We start from the raw sequence: 7,664 nt of genomic DNA on the forward strand, positions 1-7,664 counted from the left end.
TTTTCAATAAATCCTTTTCCTTCAACTAATTCATCTAAAAACTTTAAATTTAACACAGAACTTTTTAATCCTAACTTTTTTAAAAATACTATTTTTTTTATTAAATTATGATTTTCTTGATTCTTAAATAAAATATTTTTAACTTCATTTTTTAGTTTTTCCATGTCTTTATAATGTTTATCAATCTTAACTTCATTGTTGTTATTATCTGGTAATATTTTATTATCGTCATTTATTATTTTTGAATTAATAAGTAACTCATCAATATTTTCTTTTAAATAATAATTATTATTTAATGAAGTAATAACTTCATTACCTTTTAACTCAGCTATATTTTGCAATTTAAATAATGTTTTTAATACACTCTCAATTGTTTCTTTATTAACTGGCATATTAAACTTTGTTAGATACTTTATAGCTTCAATACTCTCTTTATTTTTAGGAATATTATTGATTTCTAAAATTTTATCAACAAACATTTCTCTAGGTGATTTTTTGTCACTATCTTGGAATAATGGTGTCATAGTTATTTTTGTATCTTTTATTTCCTTGATTAAGAAACTAACAACTTGATTCTTACTACTTTCTAAAGATATTAAACTTTTTCCTTTTATTAATTCACCATTATTTAATTCTAATAAAACAGTATCGCCTATTATTTCAGATACCTTTCCTTTTATTATAGTGCCTGGTTTTAAATTAACCTTATTATCAGATTTTTTAATTTCATTTAAGATTAAATTATTAATCTTCATTATCATCACCAAATAAACTCAATTGTTTTTGTTCACTTAATATATTTTTTAAAAAAGTTAGTCTATGTATTGGAGATGGACCTAATGTTTTTATTGCTTCTCTATGTTCTTTTGTTCCATATCCTTTATTTTTATCTAGCTTATATCCTTCATACTTATTATTTAGCTCTATACATTGTCTGTCTCTATAAACCTTGGCTATAATTGAAGCTGCTGCTATACCATGACATTTAGCATCACCTTTGACAACACTTTTTTCCGGCTTATCTATATCAAGTTTTTCTGCATCAATAAGCACAAAATCGGGTTCTACCTTATTCCCTTCTTTGTCTTTTAAATTATTAATTGCTTTCTTCATAGCTAATCTTGTACTTCTTTTTATATTTATTTCATCTATAGTTTTTGCACTAACACTGCCAATTCCAACAGCAATTGCCTTTTCAATAATAATATCGTATAATTCTTCTCTTTTTTTAGCAGTTAATTTCTTTGAATCCTTCACACCTTCAATCAATTCATCTTTAGGCATAATTACGGCACATGCTACCACATCACCTGCTAAACAACCTCTCCCGACTTCATCAACACATGCTATATATTCATACCCTTCATTCCATAACTCACTTTCTAATGATAACATAAATATCCCCTCCATAATTATATATAAATATTCTACTTAACTTTCTTAACTCCTCTAGAAATACTAAAAAACCTTCCTAATTTAAGGAAGGTCAAATTCGTTTATATATTATCTGGATATTCTAAGGTAATGCTTCCTATTTTACCATTTCTAAATTCATCTAAAATTAAACGTGCAACTCTTGTATAATCTATTTCTCCACCTTTAATTATACAACCTCTTTTCAATGCTATATCATCTAATACATCAATTGGTTTTCTATCTTCTACCTCTACGCTATACCTTTCCTTTAAAGGTAATGGAGCTATTTCTTGTAATTTTTCCACTAATCTTAATGCAAGCGTTTCAACATCAATTATCTCATCTTTTATTGCTCCTGTAAAGGCTAAATTTAATCCTACTTTTTCGTCTTCAAACTTTGGCCATAAAATACCAGGTGTATCTAATAACTCTAAATTCCCTCTTAATTTTATCCACTGTTTTCCTTTTGTAACTCCAGGTCTATTTCCTGTTTTAGCACTTTTGCTACCTGCTAATGAATTTATCAAAGTTGATTTACCTACATTAGGTACTCCTACTATCATTGCTCGAATAGGTTTGTTCTTAATTCCCTTTTCTTTTAATCTTTCCATCTTATTTTTTATCATATCTTTAGTAATTGATATAATTTTTTCTGTACCTTTTCCCTTTGCAGCATCTACTAATACTGCTTTTATTCCTTTTTTTTCATAATATTTAATCCATTGTTTATTAGCCTCATCACTGCTTAAATCTTGCTTGTTAAGAACTACAATTCTAGGTTTATTTCCTACTAAAACATCTATATCTGGATTCTTACTACTCAAAGGTATTCTTGCATCTAATAACTCAAATACAACATCTACAAGCTTTAAATTCTTCTTTACTAATTCCTTAGTTTTTTTCATATGTCCGGGAAACCAATTTATATTCATATGTTCACCACCTATTACCTCTAAAATATACTTCTATATGGTTATAATTACAAAGATTCTTATAATCTATACTTATCAATTTAATATTGATTTTTTACATAAACAAACATTGGGACTGTATACAGTCCCAATGTTAATGTTAATAATTAGTTTTTTCTTTAACTCTAGCAGCTTTACCTCTTCTACCTCTTAGATAGAATAGCTTAGCTCTTCTAACCTTACCTCTTCTAGTAACAACTATTTTTTCAATCTTAGGTGAATGTACTGGGAAAGTTCTCTCAACACCAACACCGTAAGAAATTCTTCTTACTGTGAAAGTTTCTCTAGCACCTCCACCTTGTCTTTTAAGTACAGTTCCTTCGAATACCTGGATTCTTTCTCTATTTCCTTCTTTAACTCTGTAGTGTACTTGAACTGTATCTCCTACATTAAACTCAGGAAGGTCATTTTTTAGTTGTTCTTGCTCTATTGCTTTGATGATATCCATAAGTATACCTCCTTTCTTCGTAGACGTTCTTGTTATCTAAAATAACAGAGGACCGCCCGTATACTCCAAGTAATTATAGCATATATATGAAAAAATTACAACTCATTTGAAAAATTTAATTTTATTTTGCTTAAAATCTCTTCTTCTTCTTTTGTTAATTCCTTTTTCTCCAATAAATCTGGTCTTCTTAAATAAGTATATTTTAAGGATTGATAGATACGCCACTTCTCTATTTCTTTATGATTCCCAGAAAGCAAAACATCTGGTACTTTATGTCCATTAAATTCTCTAGGTCTTGTATACTGAGGATACTCTAATAATCCATTATAATGAGACTCTTCCATATATGATTCTTTTTTTCCCAATGCTCCAGGTAGCAATCTAACTACCGAGTCAATAAGCACCATAGCAGATATTTCTCCACCGGTTAATACATAATCTCCAATAGATATTTCATCAGTTACATAGTTTTCTATAATTCTATTATCTATTCCTTCATAGTGTCCACATAATAAGACTAAATGCTCTTCTTTTGAAAGTTCCTTAGCAATTTTTTGATTATATACTTTACCTTTTGGGGTTAAAAATATAATCCTACTATTCTCTTTTCTAACATTCTGAATAGCCTTAAACACTGGCTCTGGTTTTAAGACCATACCAGGTCCCCCGCCATATGGATAATCATCTACTCTTTTATGCTTATCTTCTGAAAAATCCCTAATATTAATACAATTTACAGTAAATATGTTATTCTTTAAAGCTCTACCAATTATACTTTCACTAAATACACTATTAAACATTTCAGGAAACAGTGTTAAAATATCTATTCTCATTCTATCATTCCTTCAAGAGGGTCTATAATCATCTTCTTTTGTTCTAAATCAATCTCTTTAACAACTTCTTTTATAGCTGGGAGCAAATACTCTTTACTACCATCTTTAACTACATAAACATCATTTGCCCCAGGTTGCAAAACCTCTTTAATTTTACCTATTTTTACTCCTTCAACATTATAAACTTCAAGTCCTACTATCTGAAAAATAAAGTAAGTATCCTCAGGTAACTCAACTGCCTCACTCTCATGTATTAAAACAAATTTGTTTTTAAAACTAAGAACGTCATTAATATTATCATAATCCCTAAATTTTAGTATTACAAATTTCTTCTTATACCATACTTTTTCTATCTCTACTTCAGTATTATTATCACCTATAAAAACACTATTTAAATCTTCAAATCTTGTCATATCATCAGTAAGTGGTAGAACTTTAACTTCTCCTTTAATACCATGGGTATTTATTATCTTTCCTACTTGTATATATTCAGACATATCTATACTCCCTTTTAATTAAACTATAATACTCAAAATTATATAATAAAGGGATTAGAAAGACTAATCCCTTTATTGTAAAATTTCAACAATAACTCTTTTATTTTCTTTTGTAGCTGCGGCCTTCACAACAGTTCTTATAGCCTTAGCTATTCTACCTTGTTTACCAATTATTTTACCCATATCTTCTGGGGCTACCTTTAACTCTATTATAATTGATTGGCTTCCTTCTACTTCATTCACACTAACTTCCTCTGGATAATCTACTAGGGCTTTAGCTATCATTTCTACTAACTCGCCCATATTATTTCACCCCCCAAAAGGTTTTATTCAGCACTTTTTAATTCTTCTTTCTTCTCATATACTCCATGCTTTTTAAATAAATCATTAACAGTATCAGTTGGTTTTGCACCATTACCTAGCCATTTAACAGCTTTTTCAACATCAATTTTAACTTGCTTTGGCTCTGATACTGGATTATAGTATCCAATCTCTTCAATAAACTTACCATCTCTTGGAGAACGAGAATCTGCTACTACTATTCTGTAGAAAGGCTTTTTCTTAGCTCCCATTCTTCTTAATCTGATTTTTACTGCCATGCTCTCACCTCCTTCAAAATATCTTATCTATTGGAAAAATGGAAAATTGAATTTACCTCTTTTTTTCATTGTTTTTTCCATTTTGCCTAGTTTTTTAAGCATTTTTTTAGTCTCATTAAATTGTTTTAGCAGTCTATTAACTTGTTGTATACTAGTTCCACTACCTTTAGCTATTCTCTTCCTTCTACTTCCATCTATAATAGAAGGATTTAATCTCTCTTCTTTTGTCATCGACTGTATAATTGCTTCTATATGAACTAATTCTTTATCATCAACATTTAGCTTTTTAAGCTGCTTTGAATTTACCCCAGGAACCATTTCTAATATCTGACTTAATGGTCCCATCTTTTTCATTTGTTGTAATTGGTCTAAAAAGTCCTCAAAAGTAAATTCTTGTTTTCTTAGCTTTTGTTCTAATTCTAAAGCCTTCTTAGTATCAAAATTTTCTTGAGCTTTTTCTATAAGGCTTAATACATCTCCCATACCTAATATTCTTGATGCCATCCTATCTGGATGAAATGGTTCTAACTCATCTAACTTTTCACCCATACCTACAAACTTAATAGGTTTATCTGTAACTGCTCTTATAGATAAAGCAGAACCTCCTCTAGCATCACCATCAAGTTTAGTTAGAATAACACCATTTATTCCTAATTTATTTTCAAAGGACTCTGCAACTTTTACAGCATCCTGTCCTGTCATTGCATCTAAAACAAGTAATATTTCATTAGGCTTTACTTCATCTTTAATGTCTTGTAATTCTTCCATCAATTCCTCATCTATATGAAGTCTACCTGCTGTATCTATTATAATAACATCATTACCATTTTTCTTACCATGTTCTACTGCTGCTTTAGCTATATTTACCGGATTTTGCTTATCCCCCATCGAAAATACCGGTACATCAACTTTTCCTCCTACTACTTCCAACTGTTTAATAGCAGCAGGTCTATAAATATCACATGCCACTAATAAAGGTTTTTTCCCTTTTTTCTTAAGTAGTGATGCAAGCTTACCTGTCGTAGTAGTCTTACCTGCCCCTTGAAGCCCACACATCATAATTATAGTAGGTGGGGAATCAGCAAATTCTATCTTACTTTGTGTTTTTCCCATGAGATTACATAACTCGTCATTAACTATTTTTATTACTTGCTGACCAGGTGTAAGGCTATCCATCACCTCATGCCCTACAGCTCTTTCTTTAACCTTCTTCACAAAATCTTTAACTACTTTATAGTTAACATCAGCCTCCAGTAAAGCTAATTTAACTTCTCGCATTGCATTTTTTACATCTTTCTCAGAAAGCTTACCTTTCCCCTTTAGCTTCCCTAAGGCATTCTGAAGCTTTTCAGCTAAACTTTCAAAAACCATTATTTACCCTCCTGGTTTGATTCTAAAATATCTAAAACTATTTCACGAATCTTTTTGGTATTATCTTTTATATCATCAGAACCCAACTTATCTGCTTGATTCTCTATAACATTAATATGCTTTAATATATGTTTAACCTTATATTTATTTAAATTAAATTTTTCTACTAATCCTAACTGTTCTTCATACATATATAAGCGATTCTCTGCCCGTTTTAAAATATCATACACACCTTGTCTACTTATATCTAGCTGTTCTGCTATTTCACTAAGAGACAAATCATGCATATAATAAAATTCAACAACATTATGCTGCTTATTACTTAAAAGTTTTCCATAAAAATCAAACAGCATCCCTATTTCAATAGCCTTTTCAAACATTAAAATCACCAACAAGTTAGTGTAAAGTTTTTAACTTGACAGAAGTATTTTATAATATATTTTCCTTTTTGTCAACAATTTTATTCTGAAAATAATGCATCTACAAAATTATTAGGGTCAAAATCTTGTAAATCCTCAATACCTTCTCCAACTCCAACAAGCTTTACTGGTACTTTCAATTCTGATTGGACTGCAAGTACAACTCCACCTTTAGCTGTACCATCTAATTTGGTTAAAGCTAAGCCAGTGATATTACATGCTTCTTTAAACGTACGTGCTTGCATAATGGCATTTTGTCCAGTAGTAGCATCTAATACTAAAAGAACTTCTCTTGTTGCCTCTGAATATTCTCTATCTACAATTCTAAAGATTTTGTTCAATTCATTCATTAAATTCTTTTTATTATGCAATCTACCTGCTGTATCACAAATTAATATATCTGCCTTTCTCGCTTTAGCTGCTTGAATAGCATCAAATATAACTGCTGCAGGGTCACTTCCTTCCTTGTTTGCTATAATATCAACTCCAGCTCTATTACACCACTCACTCAATTGCTCAATTGCTGCAGCTCTAAACGTATCTCCTGCTGCTACTAATACTTTTTTTCCTTCACTCTTAAATCTATGTGCTAACTTTCCTATAGTTGTAGTTTTACCAACACCATTTACACCAACCACTAATAGAATTGCAGGAGCAGGTTCTAAATCAAGTTTATTATTAGTTTCATAATCTGTTAATAGCTCTGTTATTTCTTCTTTTAATAAATTGTTTATTTCACTTGGGTCTTCAATTTTTCTCTCACGAACCTTATCTTTTAAATCTTCAATTATTTTAAGTGTTGTATTAACCCCTACATCTGCTGTTATTAAAATTTCTTCTAATTCTTCAAAAAGTTCTTCATCAATTTTTTTATAACTCTTTAGAACATTATCTACCTTCTCTGTAATCCCCTTTCTTGTCTTTTCTAATCCTTTTTTCAATCTACCAAATAGCCCTATTTTTTTCTTTTTCTCTTTTTCTTGATTTTCGCCATTATCTAATTCCTCTATTTCAGTTTCTTCTAAATCATCTTTTTCTTGTTCATTAACTTCTTCATTATTCTTTATTTCCTCATTTTTATTAATCTCTTCATTTTTATTTTTTTTAAAA

Annotated in this window: 11 protein-coding genes; all 11 read right to left on the reverse strand. The window is 29.7% G+C overall.

Going from position 1 to position 7,664, the window contains the following annotated elements; genetic code table 11:
- On the reverse strand, positions 1–755 hold a 755-nt coding region (locus L21TH_RS04865), incomplete at its 3' end, for a hypothetical protein (RefSeq protein WP_034429362.1).
- On the reverse strand, positions 745–1,395 hold the full coding sequence (locus L21TH_RS04870) for a ribonuclease HII (RefSeq protein WP_006310801.1): 651 nt from the start codon (positions 1,393–1,395) through the stop codon (positions 745–747). The genes L21TH_RS04865 and L21TH_RS04870, both read right to left, overlap by 11 nt.
- Before the next feature lie 101 nt (positions 1,396–1,496).
- Complete coding sequence (ylqF, locus tag L21TH_RS04875) at positions 1,497–2,348, reverse strand: ribosome biogenesis GTPase YlqF (protein WP_006310803.1); 852 nt, start codon at positions 2,346–2,348, stop codon at positions 1,497–1,499.
- Positions 2,349–2,487: 139 nt separating this feature from the next.
- The gene (gene rplS, locus L21TH_RS04880) at positions 2,488–2,835 is read right to left on the reverse strand and encodes a 50S ribosomal protein L19 (protein ID WP_006310804.1); all 348 of its coding nucleotides are present in this window, start codon (positions 2,833–2,835) and stop codon (positions 2,488–2,490) included.
- Between the two features lie 95 nt (positions 2,836–2,930).
- The gene (trmD, locus tag L21TH_RS04885; protein ID WP_006310805.1) at positions 2,931–3,668 is read right to left on the reverse strand and encodes a tRNA (guanosine(37)-N1)-methyltransferase TrmD; all 738 of its coding nucleotides are present in this window, start codon (positions 3,666–3,668) and stop codon (positions 2,931–2,933) included.
- Positions 3,665–4,165: a ribosome maturation factor RimM gene (rimM, locus tag L21TH_RS04890; RefSeq protein ID WP_006310806.1), complete on the reverse strand. Its 501-nt coding sequence runs from the start codon at positions 4,163–4,165 to the stop codon at positions 3,665–3,667. The genes trmD and rimM overlap by 4 nt, the downstream gene beginning before the upstream one ends.
- Before the next feature lie 72 nt (positions 4,166–4,237).
- Positions 4,238–4,468 carry a KH domain-containing protein gene (locus L21TH_RS04895; protein WP_006310807.1) on the reverse strand — a complete coding sequence of 77 codons (231 nt, stop codon included), beginning with the start codon at positions 4,466–4,468 and terminating at the stop codon, positions 4,238–4,240.
- A gap of 23 nt (positions 4,469–4,491) precedes the next feature.
- Complete coding sequence (gene rpsP, locus L21TH_RS04900; RefSeq protein WP_006310808.1) at positions 4,492–4,764, reverse strand: 30S ribosomal protein S16; 273 nt, start codon at positions 4,762–4,764, stop codon at positions 4,492–4,494.
- Positions 4,765–4,791: 27 nt separating this feature from the next.
- Complete coding sequence (gene ffh, locus L21TH_RS04905; protein WP_006310809.1) at positions 4,792–6,135, reverse strand: signal recognition particle protein; 1,344 nt, start codon at positions 6,133–6,135, stop codon at positions 4,792–4,794.
- The gene (ylxM, locus tag L21TH_RS04910; protein ID WP_006310810.1) at positions 6,135–6,515 is read right to left on the reverse strand and encodes a YlxM family DNA-binding protein; all 381 of its coding nucleotides are present in this window, start codon (positions 6,513–6,515) and stop codon (positions 6,135–6,137) included. The genes ffh and ylxM overlap by 1 nt, the downstream gene beginning before the upstream one ends.
- An 80-nt stretch (positions 6,516–6,595) precedes the next feature.
- Positions 6,596–7,664: signal recognition particle-docking protein FtsY (gene ftsY / locus L21TH_RS04915; RefSeq protein WP_034429365.1), on the reverse strand; the 1,069-nt coding region annotated here is incomplete at its 5' end.

The sequence above is a fragment of the Caldisalinibacter kiritimatiensis genome, assembly GCF_000387765.1.
Lineage (GTDB): Bacteria > Bacillota > Clostridia > Tissierellales > Caldisalinibacteraceae > Caldisalinibacter > Caldisalinibacter kiritimatiensis.